General features: G+C 62.2%; 18 protein-coding genes. 6 read left to right on the forward strand and 12 right to left on the reverse strand.

Annotated features, from left to right (window positions below; all coding sequences use genetic code 11):
- Positions 1–22: 22 nt before the first annotated feature.
- From AB8A23_RS00005 to AB8A23_RS00015, 3 genes are all read right to left on the reverse strand, one after another.
- Positions 23–1,357, reverse strand: a complete 1,335-nt coding sequence (locus AB8A23_RS00005) for an RNA polymerase sigma factor (RefSeq protein WP_439066010.1) — start codon at positions 1,355–1,357, stop codon at positions 23–25.
- Positions 1,354–1,719, reverse strand: coding sequence for a YciI family protein (locus AB8A23_RS00010; protein WP_092139199.1), 366 nt, complete (start codon positions 1,717–1,719; stop codon positions 1,354–1,356). Before AB8A23_RS00010 ends, AB8A23_RS00005 begins: the two co-directional genes overlap by 4 nt.
- 90 nt (positions 1,720–1,809) lie before the next feature.
- Entirely contained in the window at positions 1,810–2,472 is a 663-nt protein-coding gene (locus AB8A23_RS00015; protein WP_439057246.1) for a TetR/AcrR family transcriptional regulator, read from the reverse strand.
- A gap of 99 nt (positions 2,473–2,571) precedes the next feature.
- Between AB8A23_RS00015 and AB8A23_RS00020 the strand changes: the two genes are divergently transcribed.
- Complete coding sequence (locus tag AB8A23_RS00020) at positions 2,572–3,222, forward strand: glutathione binding-like protein (RefSeq protein ID WP_439057245.1); 651 nt, start codon at positions 2,572–2,574, stop codon at positions 3,220–3,222.
- 125 nt (positions 3,223–3,347) lie between these two features.
- Here the strand turns inward: AB8A23_RS00020 and phnE (AB8A23_RS00025) are convergent, their stop codons facing one another.
- The 4 genes from phnE (AB8A23_RS00025) to phnC form a co-directional block, all read right to left on the reverse strand.
- Complete coding sequence (gene phnE / locus AB8A23_RS00025) at positions 3,348–4,196, reverse strand: phosphonate ABC transporter, permease protein PhnE (RefSeq protein ID WP_439057244.1); 849 nt, start codon at positions 4,194–4,196, stop codon at positions 3,348–3,350.
- On the reverse strand, positions 4,193–5,077 hold the full coding sequence (gene phnE, locus AB8A23_RS00030; protein ID WP_093759421.1) for a phosphonate ABC transporter, permease protein PhnE: 885 nt from the start codon (positions 5,075–5,077) through the stop codon (positions 4,193–4,195). Before phnE (AB8A23_RS00030) ends, phnE (AB8A23_RS00025) begins: the two co-directional genes overlap by 4 nt.
- Positions 5,078–5,157: 80 nt before the next feature.
- Positions 5,158–6,096, reverse strand: a complete 939-nt coding sequence (gene phnD, locus AB8A23_RS00035) for a phosphonate ABC transporter substrate-binding protein (protein ID WP_093759422.1) — start codon at positions 6,094–6,096, stop codon at positions 5,158–5,160.
- A 113-nt stretch (positions 6,097–6,209) separates the two neighbouring features.
- Positions 6,210–7,019, reverse strand: coding sequence for a phosphonate ABC transporter ATP-binding protein (gene phnC / locus AB8A23_RS00040; RefSeq protein WP_120288521.1), 810 nt, complete (start codon positions 7,017–7,019; stop codon positions 6,210–6,212).
- A gap of 224 nt (positions 7,020–7,243) precedes the next feature.
- On the opposite strand from phnC, the gene AB8A23_RS00045 reads away from it, so the two are divergent.
- From AB8A23_RS00045 to AB8A23_RS00055, 3 genes are read left to right on the forward strand one after another with little or no spacing between them, the layout of a single operon-like run.
- A complete protein-coding gene (locus AB8A23_RS00045; protein WP_089262021.1) occupies positions 7,244–7,894 on the forward strand; it encodes a chloramphenicol acetyltransferase in 651 nt (216 codons plus the stop codon).
- Entirely contained in the window at positions 7,891–9,078 is a 1,188-nt protein-coding gene (locus AB8A23_RS00050; protein WP_439057243.1) for an alpha-D-ribose 1-methylphosphonate 5-triphosphate diphosphatase, read from the forward strand. Before AB8A23_RS00045 ends, AB8A23_RS00050 begins: the two co-directional genes overlap by 4 nt.
- A gap of 20 nt (positions 9,079–9,098) precedes the next feature.
- The gene (locus tag AB8A23_RS00055) at positions 9,099–9,800 is read left to right on the forward strand and encodes a DUF1045 domain-containing protein (RefSeq protein ID WP_184513635.1); all 702 of its coding nucleotides are present in this window, start codon (positions 9,099–9,101) and stop codon (positions 9,798–9,800) included.
- Positions 9,801–9,804: 4 nt separating this feature from the next.
- Here AB8A23_RS00055 and zigA read toward each other — a convergent pair whose 3' ends face one another.
- The 4 genes from zigA to AB8A23_RS00075 form a co-directional block, all read right to left on the reverse strand.
- Positions 9,805–11,016, reverse strand: a complete 1,212-nt coding sequence (gene zigA, locus AB8A23_RS00060) for a zinc metallochaperone GTPase ZigA (RefSeq protein WP_439057242.1) — start codon at positions 11,014–11,016, stop codon at positions 9,805–9,807.
- 182 nt (positions 11,017–11,198) lie between these two features.
- The gene (locus AB8A23_RS00065; protein WP_093759426.1) at positions 11,199–12,347 is read right to left on the reverse strand and encodes a GGDEF domain-containing protein; all 1,149 of its coding nucleotides are present in this window, start codon (positions 12,345–12,347) and stop codon (positions 11,199–11,201) included.
- Positions 12,348–12,582: 235 nt separating this feature from the next.
- The gene (gene ggt, locus AB8A23_RS00070) at positions 12,583–14,160 is read right to left on the reverse strand and encodes a gamma-glutamyltransferase (protein WP_439057241.1); all 1,578 of its coding nucleotides are present in this window, start codon (positions 14,158–14,160) and stop codon (positions 12,583–12,585) included.
- A 218-nt stretch (positions 14,161–14,378) separates the two neighbouring features.
- The gene (locus tag AB8A23_RS00075; protein WP_120288515.1) at positions 14,379–15,392 is read right to left on the reverse strand and encodes a nitronate monooxygenase; all 1,014 of its coding nucleotides are present in this window, start codon (positions 15,390–15,392) and stop codon (positions 14,379–14,381) included.
- A 79-nt stretch (positions 15,393–15,471) separates the two neighbouring features.
- Between AB8A23_RS00075 and AB8A23_RS00080 the strand changes: the two genes are divergently transcribed.
- Both AB8A23_RS00080 and AB8A23_RS00085 read left to right on the forward strand, forming a co-directional pair.
- A complete protein-coding gene (locus AB8A23_RS00080; protein WP_158596757.1) occupies positions 15,472–15,609 on the forward strand; it encodes a hypothetical protein in 138 nt (45 codons plus the stop codon).
- A gap of 95 nt (positions 15,610–15,704) precedes the next feature.
- A complete protein-coding gene (locus AB8A23_RS00085; protein WP_116661170.1) occupies positions 15,705–16,127 on the forward strand; it encodes a hypothetical protein in 423 nt (140 codons plus the stop codon).
- Between the two features lie 10 nt (positions 16,128–16,137).
- Here AB8A23_RS00085 and AB8A23_RS00090 read toward each other — a convergent pair whose 3' ends face one another.
- On the reverse strand, positions 16,138–17,349 hold the full coding sequence (locus AB8A23_RS00090; protein WP_089262037.1) for a glycosyltransferase: 1,212 nt from the start codon (positions 17,347–17,349) through the stop codon (positions 16,138–16,140).
- Between the last annotated feature and the right edge of the window lie 49 nt (positions 17,350–17,398).

The raw sequence follows: 17,398 nt of genomic DNA on the forward strand, positions 1-17,398 counted from the left end.
CCACACACGCCATCGCTTGTAGTTACCCCCCCCCCCGGCCCCCCCCCGCAAGGGGGGAGGGAGCAGAAAGCGTCTCGCCCGTCTTTCGTTTGCGGCTACTGTTCGGCGGCTTGCTCTCCAGCATCAGCCGATCGAGATGCATCCGGATGTGATCGGCCTCCGCCGACGTATTGGCCAGCGCGATGGCGCGGTTGAAGCTTTCTCGCGCTTCATCGTTGCGGCCGAGCTGCATCAGATAGGCGCCTTGCACCCCGAAGAAGTGGAAATAGTTCGAGAGCTTTGCGGCCAATGGCGCGATCATCTCCAGCGCGGCTTCGGGACCGCGCACTTTCGAAACCGCCACCGAGCGGTTGAGCGTGATCACCGGCGACGGCTGCAGAATTTCCAGCGAGCCATAAAGCAACTCGATCTGCGCCCAGTCGGTGTCTTCCGGTTTCGCCGCGCGGGCATGCAACGCGGCAATGGCAGCCTGGATCTGATAGGCGCCGGTGCGGCGATGGCGCATCGCCTTGTCGATCAACGCCAGGCCTTCGGCGATCATCTTGCTGTTCCACAGCGTGCGGTCCTGATCGTCGAGCAGCACCAGCGCACCATTGGCATCGAAACGCGCCGCCGAGCGGGCATATTGCAGCAGCATGAGCGCTACGAGGCCCATGATCTCAGGCTCGGCTGGAAACAGCTTGAGCAGCAGCCGGCCCAGGCGGATTGCTTCCTCGCATAACGGCGCGCGCAGATCGATGCTCTCGCCTGACGCCGAATAACCCTCGTTGAAGATCAGATAGAGCATGGCGGCCACGGCAGCGAGACGCTCGCTGCGTTCCGGCGCGCCCGGCGTCTCGAACGGCACATTGGCCTTGGCGACGGCAGATTTGGCGCGGGTGATGCGCTGTTCCATCGCGGCATCCGAGACGAGGAACGCGCGGGCGATCTGCTTCACTGTCAGGCCCGAGACGATCCGCAGTGCCAGCGCAATCTGCTGCGTCGCCGGGAGTTGCGGATGGCAGCAGATGAACAACAGCCGCAGAATGTCGTCGCGATAATGCGAGCCATCGAGACGCTCGGCGAGTTCGCTCTCGGCATCGTCCAGATCGGATATCGCGTGGTCGTCCTCCGGCAGCGGCTGCTGCTTCGCGCCGCGGCGGATATCGTCGATAGCGACGTTGCGACCGACCATGATCAGCCAGGCCGCGGCATCGCGCGGCGGGCCATTTTGCGGCCAGGTCTTCAGCGCGCGCAGGCAGGCGTTCTGGAACGCCTCCTCCGCGGTGTCGAGGTTACGGAAATAGCGCAGCAACGCACCGAGCGCCTGGGGACGCGCCGAGGTCAGCGCCGCATCGATCCAGGCGACATCGGTCATGGCTGGAACGCTCCGTGGAAGACGCCGATCGGGCGAATTTCATAGGCGCCGCCGGGATTGGCGCGGCCGAGGTCCTGCGCAATCTCCAGCGCGCCGTCGAGATTTTCTGCCTCGACCACATAGAAGCCGAGCAACTGTTCCTTGGTTTCAGCGAAGGGGCCATCCAGCACCACCGGCGGCTCGTCCTTGCGCAGCGTTGTCGCTGCGGTAGTCGGCAGTAGGCGCGCCACCGGGCCGAGCCGGCCCTGCTGCGCGAGCTTGCCGTGCACAACGGCAAGCTTCGCCATCACGGCGTCGTCTTCGTCCTTCGACCAGCCGCCGACAACGGCTTCATCATGGTAGCAGAGGATGGCGTAAAGCATGGGGTCTCCTTGGATGAAAGACGGTCGGCATCGTGCGATCCCGACAGGTTAGCGGAAATTATTGTTGGGAGCGCGGCGACGTGGAACACGTCATGCGGAGGACCGGCATAACAGGCCGACCGCCTTCTGCAGGAACGCCTCCAGCTCTGCGCGCGGAACACCGGCACGGGACCGAATCGAGAGCATATTCAGTATCGCAGACGCCATCTGCGACAGCGTGGGAACATCGATCGTCTCCGGCAATTCGCCGCGCGCGACGGCGGTCTTGAAACACCAGCCAAAGGCGTCATCGAGCTCGACAAAATTTTCGCGCATCATCGCGCCGATCTCCGGATCGGCGATAGCGTCGGACGCCACCGTCATGACAGCAAAACAGCCGCGCGGCGCGGTATCGCCTGTGGTGTAGATGTCGAGTGCCGCATCGAAGAACCGGCGCAGCCGCTCCCGGATGTCGATATCGGCCTTGAAGATCGCGATGACCCGGACGGTGTAGTCGTCGCGATAGCGCTGGTAGCTCTTGATATAGAGCGCGCGCTTGTCGCCGAAGGCGCCGTAGAGCGACGGCCGGTTCATGCCGGTCACTTCGCTGAGATCGTCCAGCGACGTCGCCGCATAACCGCCTTTGCGAAACAGCGCCAGCGCCTGCCCGATCGCCACGTCGGGCTCATAGGCGCGTGGCCTGCCGCGGCGCTTCGGCTCGGTGGCCACCTCCGGCTTCGCCTCGACAACAGGTTTTTTCTTTTTTTGTACCATTTCGCATTAAATTCCTTGACCGAATTTATATTATGCGAGACGGTACGAAAATCAACCGGCGGACAGGTCGTAACAGTCCGCCATCTCAAGGAGGCTTCCATGGATCTGTATTTCTCCCCGATGGCCTGTTCGATGGCCACCCGCATCGCGCTGTATGAGGCCGAAGCCGGCGCCGACGCGCGATTCTTCGAGGTCGATCCACTGAACAAGGAAGTGCGCAACGACGGTTCGGATTTCCGCGACGTGAATCCGCTCGGCCTGGTGCCGACACTGCGCACCGACGATGGCGTCATCCTCACCGAGAATGCCGCGATCCTGCAGCATGTCGCCGACTGGTTTCCGCAGTCCCCCATCGCCGCGGGTTCGGGCATCGACCGCAGCCGGCTGCAGCAGTGGCTCTGCTTCATCGGCACGGAACTGCACAAGGGGCTGTTCGTCCCGTTGCTGGCCAAGAAGGCGCCCCCGGAGATGAAGGCCTATGCACTACAAAGCGGATTGTCGCGGCTGACCTATCTCGAAAACCATCTCACCGGACGCGACTTCCTGCTCCACAGGTTCAGCGTCGCCGACGCCTATCTCGTCACGGTGCTGAACTGGACGATGGTGTTGCCGGAAATCGATCTGAACAATTGGCCGGCGATCAAGGCCTATCACAAGCGCCTGCGCGAACGGCCGAGCATCGTGCGCGCGGTTGCCGAAGAGTTCGAACTGTTCAAGGCCGAACAGGAGCGCCACAAAGCGGCGGCGTGATCAACTAATCCACCCTGGATCTAACTAGAACTCGTCATGCCCGGCGCCATGCCGGGCATCCACGTCTTGGCCGCATACAAAGACGTGGATGGCCGGGACAAGCCCGGCCATGACAGAATGTGTTGTTAGGCCACCGCGCGGCGACCGATGATGGCAAAGCGCAATCGGCTGGAGATCCAGTCGATTGCCGCCACGGCGACCAGGATCATCAGGATCAGAAACGAGACCTTCTGCCATTCCAGCACGCGGATCTGCTCGGCGAGCTGAAGACCGATGCCGCCCGCGCCAACGATACCGATGATGGTGGCGGAGCGGGTGTTGGACTCGATGAAATACAGCACCTGCCCAGCGATAACGGGCAGAACCTGCGGCATCAGGCCGAAACGAATCTCGTGCATCGCGCTGCCGCCGGAAGCGCGGATGCCCTCGACCTGCTTCTTGTCGGCGGCTTCGATAGCTTCCGAGAACAATTTGCCGAACGCGCCGAAATCCGAAATCGCGATCGCCAGCACGCCGGCAAACGGGCCGAGACCGACGACATTGATCCAGACCAGTGCCCAGATCAGCGTATCGACACCGCGGATCGAATCCAGAAACCGCCTGACCGGAAAGCGCAGCCAGGCCGACGGAATGACGTTGCGTGCGGCGAGCAGGCCGACCGGCAGCGCGAACACCGCGGCCAAAGTCGTGCCCAGCAAGGCGATCGACAGCGTCTCGCCCATCGCCTGCAGATAGGCAGGCAGCGACGAACCGGGATTCGGCGGGATCATCATCATGGTGATCCAGCCGAGTTCGCGCAGGCCGGTCCACATCCGCGCCGGCGAGAAATCGAGTTCATTGAGCCCGAAGATGAAAAGCGCCAGCGCCGCGACCAGGATGGCGGGCACGCCAGCGCGCGAGGCCATCGGGCGGTTGAAGACATCGGGATAGCGCCCGCGCAATGCGGGGGTATTGATGTCAGGCTGCCTGTTCATGATCTGGCTTCCTTGCCGAACAGACGGCCGCGCAGCCAGCCCGTGCCGATGTCGATGATGAAGACCGTGACGATGATCATCAGCAGGATCGCACTGACGTCGGAATAGTAGAACTTTCTGACAGCAACGACGAGTTCCTGGCCGATGCCGCCGGCGCCGACGAAGCCCATCACGGAGGCACCACGCACATTGATCTCGAAGCGCAGCAGCGTGTAGCTCGCAAATCCGGCCGCGACCTGCGGCAGCACCGCAAAGCGCATGCAGTCGATCCAGCCCGCTCCGGTCGAGCGAATGCCTTCCACCGGCTTCATGTCGATATTCTCGACGATCTCGCCATAGAGCTTGCCGAGCGCCCCAACGCAGTGGATCGCAATGGCCAACACGCCGGCCATCGGGCCGAGGCCAAAGGCGATGACGAAGATCAGCGCGAACACGATATCCGGCACGGTCCGGCAGAATTCCATGAAGCGGCGCACGGCAAAGCGCAGCGGCACTGAGGGCGCAGTGTTCTCGGCCGCGAGAAAATTCAGCCCGAAGGCCAGCACGGCGCCGATCAGCGTGCCGACATAGCTAATCAGCACGGTCTCGCCGAGCAGCGACAGCCACTTCTTCCAACCCCAGAACCATTCATTGACATCTGTCCAGACCCGGGTGCCGGCTTCGAGCGTGAAGATGCGATCGAAATAGCTGCCGAAGTTGCCGATCTTCTCGATGAAGGTCCTGAGATTAACCTCGGCGCCCAGCGCCGCGACGAACAGCGCTGCAAAGCAAGCCACCACAACGAACAGCGTGCGCAACCGCCGGCGTGCCACCGCCTTGCGATAGGCGTCGTTCAGCGCAGCGAGCTGCGGAGCCGGAAGAATGGAAACGGCGGCGGACATGATGTGCGGGCCTATCTGGGATCAAACACAGAAAAGGAGCCGGACCATTTCTGATCCGGCTCCCTTCAATCGTCTGGCGATCAGGACGCCTTCTTCTTGCGAAGCGCGTCCACGAACTTGATCAGGTCGATGGTCGCGTCCCAATCCTTGGTGGTCGCGGCGTGGAAGCCCTTCTTCTGGCCGTCCGACAGGCGATCAAAAGCCGCCTTGTCCTTGGTCGGTGCATCGACGAAGGCCTTGGCGATGGCGACCTTCAGCTCTTCCGGCAGGTCGGAGCTATAGGCATAGGGGCCGTTGATGATCGGGGCCGACTTGTGGATGATGCGGAAGTCTTCCTTCTTCATCGGCGTGCCGTCGGCATTCTTCAGCATGCCCTTGGTCAGCATCTGCTGCAGCGTCGAGTCGTTGTCGTTGGTCCACTGGTTGGCGGCGACATCGACGGTGCCCTGCGACAGCGCCAGTAGCGCATTTTCGTGGCTGCCGGTGAACACGACCTTGCTGAAATAGGTGTCGGCATCGGAGATGCCCATCTTGTCCAGCTCGAAGCGCGGCACGTTGTTGCCGGAGGTCGAATTCGGATCGACCAGACCGAGGTTCTTGCCCTTCAGATTATCGATGGTCTTGTAAGCGCTGTTCGCCTTGACGAAGAACACCGAGTAATAGCCCGTCGAGCCATCGATGTTGATGTCGTTGGCAAAGGCATCGGTCTTCACGCCGGTGAGGCGGGCGCGCGCGAACGAGGCCGAACCATAGCTGGCGATGTGGATGTTGCCGGAGCGCTGGCCTTCGATGACGGCTGCGTAGTCATTGGCGATGCGCAAATTGACCTTCACGCCGAGTTCTTTCGACAGATAGGCGACGAAGGGCGCCCAGCGCTCGGTGACGCCCGAGGCGTTTTCCGCCGGGATGATGGCGAAGGTCAGTTCCGGATACTTGGCCTTGTAATCCTGGGCCGAGGCCGAGGTGGCGGCGAAAGCCAGCGCCGCGGCGCTGAGCAGAATGGAGCGACGGTTGATCATGACAGTCCCTGTTTTGATCTGAGGTGAAACGTTTTTTCTTGGTAGAAGGCGCGTCTATCGCGGCGATGCCATCGTTACGATGACGTCACCGCGATACTTTCAACGCACGGCGATCACGCGACGGCGGCAACGCCGTATTCGGGAACGCGGGCGGGCGTCGGCATATGCGCCGATCCCATCACCTCGTCGGCTTCGAGATCGTAGAGTTCGCGGGCGATATGTTCGGTGAGCGCGGAAGGCGCGCCATCGAACACGACGCGGCCAGCGGACATGCCGATCAGGCGATCGCAATAGGTGCGCGCCAGATCGAGCGAATGCAGGTTGCACATCACGGTAATGCCGAAGTGCTTGTTGATACGCAGCAATGCATCCATGACGATGCGGGTGTTGCGCGGATCGAGCGAGGCGATCGGCTCATCGGCGAGGATAATGTCGGGCTGCTGCACCAAGGCGCGAGCGATGGCGACGCGTTGTTGCTGACCGCCGGAGAGCTGATCGGCGCGCTGCGAGGCATATTGCGCCATGTCGAACTGTTCCAGCGCCGACATCGCCAGCGCACGGTCGTCCTCAGGCCACATCTGGGTCAGCGAGCGCCACTGCGGCATCTCGGCCAGACGGCCCATCAGCACATTGGTCAGCACGTCGAGACGGCCGACGAGATTGAACTGCTGGAAGATCATCGCCGAGCGCGCGCGCCACTTGCGCAGATCGCGGCCCTTGAGTGCGGTAACATCGGTGCCATCAAATACGATACGGCCTTCGGTCGGCTCGCACAGGCGATTGATCATGCGCAGCATGGTCGACTTGCCGGCACCGGAACGACCGATCACGCCGACGAATGCGCCGGGCTTGATCTCGAACGACGCGTTATCGACGGCAGCCTTGGCGCCGAAACGGCACGTCAGCTTATCCACCACCAGCATGAGCCACTCCAATGACAATAGACATCGCCACCGGTAACGCCCGCGTTTAACAATGATGTGACATGTGCCCTGCGCATACGGGTTATCGTCGTTGCGGGAAAAGGACGCCCGAATTCATGTGAACGTCACGACGCCGTCACGAAACCGACCGAAGAGGTGCCCGCGCGCCAGCGCACACTCTAATATATCACCCACCGATTCCTCTTCCGTCGCACGAGCGTCACATGGCCGGAAAACAACTCTCGCTCACGCCAGCGGTCGATCCCACCGCGAAACTCGTCGATACCGAGCTCGGCGCCTATACCGAAGTCGGCGCGCGCACGATCCTCAATGAGGTGACGATGGGCGACTATTCATATGTCGTGAATGACGGCCAGATCACCTACACGACGATCGGAAAGTTCTGCTCGATTGCGGCGATGATCCGGATCAATCCCGGCAATCACCCGATGCACCGGGCGACGCAAGCCCACTTCACCTATCGCGCCAGTGCCTACTTCCCCGGCGAGAGCGACGACGCCGACTTCTTTGCCTGGCGACGCGAACATCATTGCACTATCGGCCACGATGTGTGGCTCGGCCATGGCGCCATCGTGCTGCCCGGCCGCAATATCGGCACCGGCGCGGTGATCGCCGCCGGGGCCATCGTGACCAAGGACGTCGCCCCCTATACGATCGTCGCCGGCAATCCGGCGCGGCCGGTGCGGCGACGATTTTCGGAAGCCGTGGAAGACGGGCTGATGGACCTCGCCTGGTGGAACTGGGACCACGAGATGCTACGACAGGCGCTACCGGATTTCCGCAAGCTCCCGGTCGAGGATTTCTTGAGCAAGTATAAAGGCGTCAAGGCGCCCAGGCAGATGGCAGTGACATGACTGGACTTTTCATCGACGGCGGACGCACTTTGCTCGGCCAGGACATCGCCGAGACTTCGCTGCAGATTGGGGATGGCGTGATTGCGGACATCGGATCGGATGCGCCCCATGGCGCGCTCGGCCTCGATGCCTCCGATCTGCTGGTGCTGCCGGGAATCGTCGACTTGCATGGCGACGCCTTCGAGCGGCAGTTGATGCCGCGCCCCGGCGTCGACTTCCCGGTCGATGTCGCCTTGATCGACAGCGACCGGCAGGCCATCGCCAATGGCATCACCACAGTGTTTCACGGCACCACGTGGTCCTGGGAGCCGGGCCTGCGCGGCGCGGAGAACGCCCGCAAGCTGCTGGATGCCATCGAGACGCTGCGGCCGAAGCTCGCCTCCGACACGCGCTTCCATCTGCGGCAGGAGACGTTCAATCTCGACGCCGAAGATGAGATCGTCGGCTGGCTGCAGGCCGGCCGCATCGATCTGCTCGCCTTCAACGATCATATGGACATCGCCGGCATCTCAAAGCCGGCAAAGCGCGCGCGGATGGTCGAACGCACCGGCCTCACGAGCGATGCCTTCGACCAGCTGGTCGATCGCGTGCTGTCGCGCACCGATGAGGTGCCTGCCTCGATTGCCCGCCTCGCCAAAGCGGCGAGCGCTGCCGGCGTGCCGACGCTCTCGCATGATGACGCAACGCCTGCGATGCGCGATGACTTCCGCAGGCTCGGCGTCAATATCGCCGAATTCCCGATCAACGTGGAAACCGCACAAGCCGCCGCCGATGCCGGCGATTTCATCGTGTTCGGCGCGCCCAATGTGGTGCGCGGCGGCAGCCATACCGGCTGGACCAAGGCGTCCGACATGATCGCCAAGGGCCTCTGCTCGATCCTCGCATCGGACTATTATTATCCCGCGCAATTGCTGGCCGCATTCCGACTGGTCGAGGATCGTATCCTGTCACTCCCGCAGGCCTGGGCGCTGATCTCGTCCGCGCCCTCAAAGGCCGCCGGACTTATCGATCGCGGCGAGATCGCAGGCGGGCGCCGTGCCGATCTCCTGCTCGTCGATGACAGCGTCGCGCTGCGGCCGCGCATCGTCGCCGTGATTGTAAAGGGCAAGCTCGTGCATCTCACCGATGCCACACGGCTTCAGCCGGTGCGTGCCGCGCAACGCAAAGCTATTGCCGCAGCGTGACGCGGCTTTATGGTGCGGCCATGAATGAATTCCCGCGCTACGCGATCTATTACGCCCCCGACACCGACAGTGCCCTCTCCCGCTTCGGCGCCGAAATCCTCGGCTACGATCCTTTCACCGGCAATGACGTGCTGGTTCCCGGTGACCTCATCATACAGGCGCCGGACTGGCCGGCTGTCATCAAGGACCCACGCAAATACGGCTTTCACGCCACGCTGAAGGCACCGTTCTCGCTAGCACCAGAAGCCACCGAAGCCGACCTGATCGCAGCCTTCGATGACTTCGCGCGAATGCCCCGCGCCATTCCGAAAATCTCGCCGGTGGTTCGTATCATCAGCGGCTTCACGGCTGTGGTGCCGGATGCGCCCTCTGCTGAACTTTCCATACTGGCTCAGGCCTGCGTTGAGGGATTCGAGGTGTTCCGCGCACCGATGACGCCCAACGATCGCGCGCGCCGCAAACCGGAGAACCTGACGCCGCGGCAGGTCGAGCAGCTGGATCGTTTCGGCTATCCCTATGTGCGCGACGACTTCCGCTTTCACATGACGCTGACCGGACGGCTTGCACCCGAGCGCAGCGCCGCGGTACTGGCGATGCTGCAGCAGCGGTTCGCTACACTTGATCTCACCTCACTGCGGATCGACCGCATCGGCCTATTTCACCAGACATCTGCGACGTCGCGCTTCCAGGTGCTGTGCCACGCGCCGCTGACGGCGACTTGACGCGTCACGAGAACGCCATCTCGTCCGTCCGCTTCCATGCCGGAAACGGATCGACCAGCGCAGCCCAGCCTGCGATATCCATGCCGGGCTTGCCGGGCACGAGGCAGGCATCGAGCCGACGACGGATATCGCTCTCATCCATGTCGGAACCGATGAAGACGATCTCCTGACGCCGGTCGCCATAGATCTCGTTCCAGTTCTTCTTCAGGGACTGCCGCCAATACGGATCGTCCGGCCAGCGATCGACGGGGACATTGGCCCACCAGAATCCCATGCCCTCGGTGCGCACGATGGCACCGGCCTGGCTGAGCTCCCCGACCCATTGCGGCCGCGTTGCCAGCCAGAAATGCCCCTTGCTGCGGATCACGCCGGCCCAGCTCTCGCGCAGGAAGGCCTGAAACTTCATGGGATCGAACGGCCGCCGCGCGCGATAGACGAAATTCGTCACGCCATATTCTTCGGTCTCCGGCACGTGGTTGGCGAAGCCATACAGCTCCTTGTGCCAGAGCGGATGCTGCTGCGCCTTTTCAAAATCAAAACGGCCGGTATCGAGCACGCGGTCGAACGGCACATTGGCAAAGTTTGCCTCGATGATATCGGCATCGGGATTGAGCGCACAGATGATCTTGCGCGCGCTGTTGCATTGCTCAAGCGTGGCGTCATTGACCTTGTTGAGCACCACGACATCCGCGAATTCGATCTGCTCCACCAGCAGATCCACCAGCGTCCGCTTGTCACCGTCGAGGGCCTCGCCGCGGTCCTGCAGGAAGTCGGTCGAGGAATAGTCCTTCAACAGGTTCACCGCATCGACCACCGTCACCATGGTGTCGAGCTGTGCCACGTCCGACAGGCTGTCGCCGTTCTCGTCGCGGAAATCGAAAGTCGCGGCCACCGGCAGCGGCTCTGCAATTCCGGTGGATTCGATCAGCAGGTAATCGAACCGCCGGCTCTCGGCGAGCGCCCGCACCTCCTTCAGCAGATCGTCGCGGAGCGTGCAGCAGATGCAGCCATTGGTCATTTCGACCAGCTTCTCATCCGTCCGCGACAGGTTGGCACCGCCATCGCGAACCAGGGCCGCATCGATGTTCACCTCGCTCATGTCGTTCACAATCACCGCCACTTTCAGGCCGTGACGATTGTTCAGCACGTGGTTCAGCAAAGTTGTCTTTCCAGCCCCGAGGAAGCCGGACAAGACTGTGACGGGGAGTTTTTGCATCGAGATCGAACAGTCTTTTGAGGGTACGGTACATCAGGCTCTTTATATTTGTAATGTTATAACATTACATTCCTTTATGCCTGTCAACCCGCTCGCACCGATCCTGTCGATGCGCTGTCAGCTTTTCCGATCTGCAGAAAATCTTATCTGGCGCGGCTCAGCCCACGCTCATTGCGTGGACGCTAGCCTGCCCGCGCGATTGTCTCGGCATCCACCGGCTTGGCAAAGGTCACGCGGTTTCGACCGCTGGCTTTCGATGCGTAAAGTGCCCTGTCGGCAGCAGGTGTGAGATCGCAGGGATCGTCACCCTCGCGGCCGATGGCTATTCCGACGCTGGCGCCAACGGTCAGTTCCAGGCCATCGATGATGAACGGCTCCGAGAGCGTCCGAATGATGCGGCGGCCCAGCAACATTGCCTCCTCGCGATTGCCAACGACGGATTGCACCACGACGAATTCGTCACCGCCCATGCGCACCGCGAAGTCGCCGTCGCGCAAAATTCCGCTGAGCCGGCTCGCGACCGCCTGCAGCAGCGCATCGCCTACGGGATGGCCATGCACGTCGTTGACCTCCTTGAACCGATCGAGGTCGACGCTGTGAACGGCAATGAGACAGCCCACCGCCCTGGCGCGCGCGGCGATGATCGCGAGGCGTTCCTGAAAGCCAAGCCGATTGGCCAGGCCCGTCAGCGCATCGTGCCGCGCGAGGGTCGAGAATTCATGCTTGAGCGAAATCTGCTCGATATTCTGCCGATAGATGAAACGCACGGTCTCGAAGCTGCCGAGCAGGAACGCGATCAGGATCACCGCATAGAAAGCCAGATTGCTATCGACGCGGGCGAGCGCCGCGAACGCCGTCGGCAAGGCGACCAGCATCAAGGCAGGCAATGCGATCCCCGGCCGGACGGAAATCCGACAGACGATGCCGGCCGCATAGCCGAACACCAACGCGGTCGCCAGGAGTTGATGAGCCGGATTCTTCGCCCAGAAGGTTGCTGCGCCGAGTATTCCGATCAGCCCTGCGAAGACGTAGCTGCTCCACGCGTAAAGCCGCTCCCATCGCTCGGCCGCGGCGATGGTGAAGCTGCGTTGACCCTTACTGCGATGATAGACGCCTTCGGTGGCCACGCGGAAGATCGTGACGATCACTCCGGCTGCACTCAACCCGTAGAACCATGGATTCGCAGAACTAATGGCGACGTGACACGAGACAATGGCCAGTGTGAAGCCGGCAATCGAGAGCGGCACACGCGTCTGGAAGAGCATGTCGATGAGTTCGATCCGGACATGGTCCGGAACGCCTACGAAAATTGATCTCCAGAATTTGACCACGTCGCTTCTCCCCGAAGCACCCGATACCGCCAAAGTCTGAAATTTTCATCGGCGAACTCGGTCAAAATCTAACTGAGTTAACCGGCAGTTACCAATCGCACGCTTGTCCGCCAGGCGCAGAGCCTCTTCCGCTGGATGCAGAGAATTCGAGCTTATCGGTAGAAGACTGGCGAACTCCGGACCAGTCACGGCGCGATGGGACCTGAAATTCGCCATCGCGCCTTGTCCTGATCGATCAGAAGCCGAGTGCGAGGCCGTCCTTGCGGTGGTCCGAGGCGCCGAGCAGCACGCCACGCTCGTAATCGATCTGGATGGCCTGGCAGCCACCGATGCCGGTATCCATCATCTGCAGCGTATGGCCGCGGGCGGCCAGATCGTTGCGCACCGCTTCCGGGATGGTCTTTTCAAGCTGCAGCAGGTTGTTGGTCGCGAACGAGCGCGGCGCCTCGGCAGCGGCCTGGATGTCCATCTTGCGGTCGATCACATCGGATATGAACTGGGCATGGCCGGTGGCCTGATAATGGCCGCCCATCACGCCGAACGGCATGACCGCGCGACCGTTCTTCATCAGCATGCCCGGGATGATCGTGTGCATCGGCCGCTTGCGCGGGCCAAGCGAATTCACATGGCCGGGCTTGGCGCGGAAACTCCAGCCGCGGTGATGCAGCAGCACGCCAGACTTCTTCGCATAGATGCCGCTACCGAACGGGCCGAACAGCGAATTGATCAGTGACACGGCGTTGAGATCGCGGTCGACCACGGTCAGATAGACGGTGTCCTTGTGGATGACCGAGTCCCAATGCTCTTCCGGCGAAGCGTGCTTCATGTCGATCTTGGCGCGAAGGTCACCGATAAATTTGTCCGACAGGAAGCGCTCGACATCGACCTGGCCATAGGCCGGATCGCAGAAATACGCATCGCGCGTGCGATAGGCCGCCTTGGTCGCCTCGGCGAGCACATGGATGCGGTCGGCCTCGCTCAGATTGGCCATGTCGTAGCCGGCCAGCACGCGCAGGATCATCAGTGCGGCGAGTCCCTGGCCGTTTGGCGGGCATTCGGCGACATCATAGCCGTGATGATTGGCCGAGATCGGCGTCACATAGTCGGAGCGCTGCTCATTGAAATCATCGGCCTCGTGCACGCCGCCAACGGCACGCAGCGTGGTGATGATGTCGTCGGCCACCTGGCCTTGGTAGAAGCCGTTACGGCCCTCGCGCGCGACCCGGCGCAGCGTGGCAGCGAGCGCCGGCTGGACGCGCTTGTCGCCGACCGCGGGGGCATGGCCGCCCGGCAGGTATTGCGCGGTCGCGTCGGGATGCAGTTCCAGCTTGCGGCGCCATTTGGCCCAGTCGGCGGACACGCGCGGCGTGATGAGGAAGCCGTTCTCGGCGGCATCGATGGCGGCGGCAAACACGTCGGCCAGCGGCTTCGAGCCATGATCCTTGCTGAGCGTGCACCAGGCATCGATGGCGCCGGGCACGGTGACGGTCTCGACGCACGTCTCGGGAATGTCGCGGGCGCCGGATGCCGCATATTTCTCGGAATCGATCTTGGCCGGCGTACGGCCGGAGCCATTCAGCGCGATCGGCGCGCCGCCTTTTGGCGAATAGAGGGCGAAACAATCGCCGCCGATGCCCGTCATCGCAGGATCGGCCACGCATTGCACGGCGACCGCCGCCAGCGCCGCATCGATGGCATTACCGCCCGACTTCAGCATTTCCACTGCAGCCAGCGTCGCCAACGGATGCGAGGTTGCCGCCATCCCGTGCTCGGCAACGGCGACGGAACGGGCAACGGCCATGAAATCACGCATGAGAGTCCTCTATCGGTACGAAGCCGCCTGGCGCAGATCGCGCGATGAGGCGGGAGAGATGCGGCCGAGCGCCGAGCAGATCGGCCCCAGGCGCGCGGGGATGGCGTGTGGTTTAGCGTGTGAATCGGCAGTGCGGTAGCCGTTATGACAACAATGAGACTGGCAGCCGCTACCGCGAATACGATATCGCGCCGCAACCCAGCCGTGCATCTGACTAGCTAGCTCCCGACTGAACGGCGCGGCGCTGAGCGCGCAGTCTCATATTCATCGCGCGTGCGGGCGACCAGCGTCGCTACGGGCTCGATTGCAGCAACACCAGAGACAGAGTGGCCTGCGCTCCAGACGTCGCGCCATCGCTTGACCCCGGACGTCGCCTGCCGGCCATAGAGCGCATCGGCGCGTTCTTTGGTCATGTCCGTCGGCAGATCTTTCGGATCAAGGCCCGCGGCGACAATCGAGGGAACCAGCGTATTGGTTTCCAGGCCGGTGAAAGCCCGTGACAGCAGGACATCGTCGAGCTCGGACGTGACGAGCATCCGCTTGTACTCGTCCACCGCCATGCTCTCCTTGGTGGCAATGAACTTGGTGCCCATATAGCTGAGATCACAGCCGAGCACCTCGGCGGCAAACACCGCCTGCCCGTCCGACACACCGCCGGCCAGCACGACCGGCCCCTCCCAGAACGAGCGAACCGCACGCACAAACGAAAAACCGTTGACCCAGCCGGTCTGCCCGCCGGCACCCGCCGTTAGCAAGACGAGCCCATCGACTCCCGCTGCAATGGCTTTCTTCGCATGCCGGATCGAAGCTACATCGGCAAACACCATACAGCCTGCCTCATGCAGCGGACCGACGACCGCATCCGGCGGTCCGACGCTGGTGATCACCATCTCGCAGCCATGCCGGATCACCGTCGCCAGATCATCCTGCAAGCTCTCGCGACGAATGATGAGATTCGGACAGAACGGCGCGTCGTCCGGCCCGAGCGCGCCGAGAATGCGCGCTATCCAGCCATCGAGTTCATCATCGGTTCGACAATTGGCCGTCGGAAACGAACCGATCACGCCAGCCCTGCACGCGGCAATGACGAGTTCCGGGCCTGACACGCGAAACATCGGCGCTGCGACCAAAGGCACCGACAGCCGCGGCCGAATTGTTTCCGTAAACCGCGCGGCACTCGCTTTGCCGCTGAGGTCGTCGATCCCGTGGCGGTCGCCCGAAGACAGCGGCATTTGTTCCCATCCCTCTCATTTTTCGGGAGGATAGCCGGAATTCCCTGGCGACCGCTATAAGCCGGACGGAATGTCCGGCATGATGCGGCTACTGCCCGGCATGGTGTTCGCCAATGATCACTTCAGGCTGATGGCGGATAACAGCTATCGCCTCAACCGGCGCATGCTCAACACGCGGATCGAGTTGGCGATCGCGATGTTCTGCAGGCCTGCCTGATTACGTATCCGATTTCTTAACCGATTGATCACCATAATCGGCCAAGCTGCGCCATTGCGCGGCATACCGCCGCGCGCGCTTGGACCGGATACGGCATGTTCCAGATGTTCCTGCGGGCTCGTGCCCAGAACTATCTTCGCAGCCTTGTCGGTGAGCGTGAGTTCAGGGCGCGTTCGGCTGAGCGCGATGCCGAAACTGATCGCGAGCGGCTGGATTACGTCCTTTCGGCCCTCGATAGCGCACTCAGCAATGCCGAAGCCGAGCAGGCCGGCCTCACCCGTCGCGTTGACGATGTGCTGGCGCGCGCGGCTGTAACCTTCGGCAATGGGGACGATGAGTATCTGACCCGGGAGAAGCTCGACAGCGATCACCTGGACCTGTTCGAGACCGAAATTTCAAACGGCCAGCGCCGGTTGCGTGACCTTGCTGTCAGCATCTCGCACTTCAAGTTCCTGAAGACCGCCATGTTGTCGCGGTTTCCGGATTACAAAGGGCCGGGGTCGCGGGCATCATCGTAACGGCAGACGCCTATTCGCTTCGAGCGGAATCCTTGGCATCGCTCCAGCGCCGCTTGAAGCCTGCCGCATCCGGCGAACTGCCATCGCGATTGCGCCGCCGCTCACCGCTGAATGTCCGCATGTGGTCGTTCACAAATGACATCAGTTCGTTGCGGAAACGCTCAGCCGAGAATTTCTCGGCTTGCATCCGGCAGTCAGCACGCGAAAATGAGCTTTCATTCGCCACGAAGGCACGGACGCATTCCGCAATCGCTTTCGGCTCGTTGGAATCGAAGAACATGCCGGTGCGCAATTCGGGAGAGGCCGAAACCGTCTCGCGCGCGCCGCCGCGGCCGAACGCCAGAACCGGCGCCCCCTCGGATTCCGCTTCGACAACGATGATCCCGAAGTCCTCCTCGGCGGCAAAGACGAAGGCACGCGCCGTTGCCATCAATTCGCGCAGCTTCTCATCACTGACGAAGCCGACAAATGTCACGTTCGGGCCAGCGATTGCCTTCAGCCGTTCCGCATCCGGGCCGTCGCCTGCAACGATCAGCTTCTGATCCGGCAGTTCGGCAAAGGCTTGGATCACGGCCTCGATCTTCTTGTAGGGCACCAGGCGACTTGCCGCGAGGAAGTGGTCCCCGACCGGCAGATCGGGCGGCAGCTTCGACATGGTCACCGGCGGATAGATGACCTTGGCGTCGCGGCCATAGACCTTCTTGATCCGCTTGGCGACGAAATTGGAGTTCGCCAGCATGGCGTCCGGACCGTGGGCCGTGCGCACGTCCCAGATCCGGATGCGGTGCAGCAGTGCCCGCGCCAACGCGCTCTTGATGCCGGCGGTGTAGCCGCTTTCATTCAGATAAGCGTGCTGCAGATCCCACGCATAACGCATCGGCGAATGCACATAGGACACGTGGAGCTGGTTCGGACCGGTAATCACGCCCTTGGCCACCGCATAACTGCTGGAAATAACCAGGTCGTAGCCCGACAGATCGAACTGCTCGATCGCGATCGGCATGAGTGGCAAATATGACCGATGACGTTTGCGGATGAACGGCATCTTCTGCAGGAAGCTGGTACGCGCCTTCTTGAAGCCAATCTTGGCGCGATCTTCCGGCGTCAGCACATCGAACAGCGTGAACACATCCGCTTCCGGATAGCACTGCAATATCTCGCGCAGCACCTGCTCGGCACCGCCCAGCGTGTAGAGCCAATCGTGGACGACAGCGACGCGCATAGGACCTCAACGGCGGAAACGACGAATGTGGGCTGACCTGAAAATAGAC

The sequence above is a fragment of the Tardiphaga sp. 619_E2_N8_4 genome (assembly GCF_051810905.1).
In the GTDB taxonomy this organism is placed as follows: Bacteria; Pseudomonadota; Alphaproteobacteria; order Rhizobiales; family Xanthobacteraceae; genus Tardiphaga; species Tardiphaga robiniae.